The organism is Microcoleus sp. CAWBG640, from assembly GCF_020883015.1.
Classification (GTDB): domain Bacteria; phylum Cyanobacteriota; class Cyanobacteriia; order Cyanobacteriales; family Microcoleaceae; genus Microcoleus; species Microcoleus anatoxicus.
Genome location: NZ_JAHRFC010000082.1, coordinates 1 through 2,846, shown reverse-complemented (window position 1 = coordinate 2,846; position 2,846 = coordinate 1). Strand labels below are relative to the sequence as shown.

The following is a 2,846-nucleotide window of genomic DNA, read 5'->3' as shown; positions in this document are numbered from 1 at the left end:
CAAGGGGGACTTTGACCACTTCTTGCTCCCCCCTTATTAAGGGGGGCTGGGGGGGATCTCCGGGGCTGGAAACAGATGCTAAAGGACAGGAAGAGGGTGGGCACGGGGGCACCGCCCCTACAGTGGGAATCTTATTTTATCGCGCTCATTATCTGTCGGGAAATCTTGCACCTATTGATGCACTTTGTCAAGCTTTATCAGAGCGAAATTTAGTACCAGTTCCCGTGTTTGTGTCTTCTTTGCGAGAACCTGAATTGCAAGTGGAATTGCGGGAATATTTTCAGCCCAAAGACGCAGAACCAATTCAATTATTGCTGAACACGACAAGTTTTGCAGTTTCAGGTTTCAACAGTCCCGACTCAGAACAAAATACTTTAAAATTGTTAGATGTTCCAGTCTTGCAAGCCATATTTAGTGGCGGTGGTTTACAAGAGTGGGAAAGTGACTTGCAAGGACTTTCGCCCCGCGATGTGGCGATGAATGTAGCTTTGCCAGAAGTGGATGGGAAAATCATTACGAGGGCGGTTTCTTTTAAGGCTGTACAAACTTGGAATAGTGAATTAGAAACTGATGTTGTGGGTTATGTCGCTGCGGCCGATCGCATTTCATTTGTAGCAGATTTAACTACAAACTGGGTAAACCTCAAACAAACTCCCCCAGCCAACAGACGCATCGCCATCATTCTCGCCAATTATCCCACCCGCAACGCCAGATTAGCCAACGGTGTCGGCTTGGATACGCCTGCTAGCTGTGTGGAAATCCTGAAAGCTTTGCAGCAAGCTGGTTATCAAGTAGATAATATTCCCCACAGCGGCAACGAGTTAATTGAAATGCTCACATCCGGCGTGACAAATGACCCGGAAGGACGGGAATTGCGCCCTATAAATCAATATTTAGATTTGGCGGAATATCAAGATTATTTTGCAACTTTGCCACAGCAAGTTCAAGATGGAATTTGTAACAGATGGGGCTTAGCAACGGGAGAAAAAACGGAACTTTTGGCTGCCCATCTGTTTCCCATTCCGGGGATTCAGTTTGGGAATGTGTTTGTGGGAATTCAACCATCACGGGGATACGAAATTGACCCTAGTTTGAACTATCACGCACCGGATTTAGAACCTACTCATAATTACCTTGCTTACTATTATTGGTTACGCCAAAATTTTGGTTCTCAGGCAATTATTCATGCGGGAAAACATGGTAATTTAGAATGGCTTCCCGGCAAAAGTGTCGCTTTATCCAGCAATTGTTATCCCGAAGTTGCATTAGGCGCAATGCCGAATTTTTATCCGTTTATTGTCAATGATCCGGGGGAAGGTTCCCAGGCAAAAAGACGATCGCAAGCCGTGATAATCGACCACCTCACCCCGCCCATGACTCGCGCCGAACTTTATGGGCCTTTGCAGCAGTTAGAGGCCTTAATCGACGAATATTGCGAGGCGCAAAGCTTAGATCCGTCTCGATTACCGATGATTCGCGATCGCATTGTCGCCCTCACCAACAAAGAAAACTTAGACAAAGACTTAGGAATTCAACTAAATAAATCAGAATTTACCGAATTTATCACCCGCACCGATGGCTATCTTTGCGAACTCAAAGAATCCCAAATTCGCGACGGATTGCACATTTTTGGACAGTGCCCCCAAGGGCGACAGTTGAGAGATTTGATCATTGCGATCGCCCGCCATCCCACCAACGGGCGATCGGGCTTAACCCGCGCCCTAGCAGAAGACTCAGGCTATGATTTCGACCCCTTAACCTCCGATCCCACCTCCCAAATTCAACAGCGCACAGCGGGCGATTTAACAGCAGAAATAGAAGAACAAGCCATCCAATTAGTCGATAAATTAATCGAAAATCTCCCGGTTGACTCCCATGAATCGGCGATTAAAAATCTCCCCATAGGAAAAGCAACCAAACCAGAAATAGACTGGATAGCAAACTATCTTTTACCATCACTCCTCCAAACAAACCAAGAAATTACCAATCTTTTGCGTGGCTTAGATGGGGGCCACATAGCCAGCGGCGCATCCGGCGCACCCACCCGCGGCCGCCCCGATGTATTACCCACAGGCCGCAATTTTTACTCCGTAGATATCCGCGCTATTCCCACAGAAACCGCATGGAGAGTTGGGAAAGTTGCAGCCGAAACTTTAATCGAAAGATACACCCAAGAAAATGGCGAATATCCGAAAACTTTGGGCTTGTCTGTGTGGGGAACATCCACCATGCGAACCGGAGGAGATGACATTGCAGAAGCTCTAGCATTGATCGGAGTTCAGCCAGTTTGGGATGGCCCTTCGCGCCGGGTTGTAGATTTTGAAGTTTTGCCAATTTCAGTTTTGGGACGGCCCAGAGTCGATGTTACTTTGCGAATTTCTGGCTTTTTTCGGGATGCTTTTTTTAATTTAATTGATTTATTTGATTCGGCGGTAAAAGCTGTGGCAGATTTAGATGAACCAGCCGAAAGCAATCCTTTAGCAGCACAGGTTAAACAGGAAATTCAAGATTGGGAATCGACTGGTTTGAGTCGGGAAGATGCTAAATTGCGATCGCAATTTCGCGTCTTTGGTTCCAAACCGGGTGCCTACGGCGCGGGACTTCAAGGCATAATTGAAGCTCAAAACTGGACAGATGATGGAGATTTAGCAAAAGCTTACATTAATTGGAGCAGTTACGCCTATACAAGTACCCCCCCTTATCAAGGTGGGGCTAATTCCACTCATACCCCCCCAACCCCCCCTTATCAAGGTGGGGCTAATTCCACTCATACCCCCCCAACCCCCCCTTACCAAGGGGGGGCTAATTCCATCAATACCCCCCCAACCCCCCTTACCAAGGGGGGG

At 47.4% G+C, this 2,846-nt stretch carries 1 protein-coding gene; it reads left to right on the top strand.

Translation table 11 applies throughout. The features are described 5' to 3' along the window. Positions 1–65: 65 nt before the first annotated feature. A partial coding sequence (gene cobN / locus AAFP11_RS25100) for a cobaltochelatase subunit CobN (RefSeq protein WP_341739487.1) occupies positions 66–2,846 on the top strand: 2,781 nt, incomplete at its 3' end.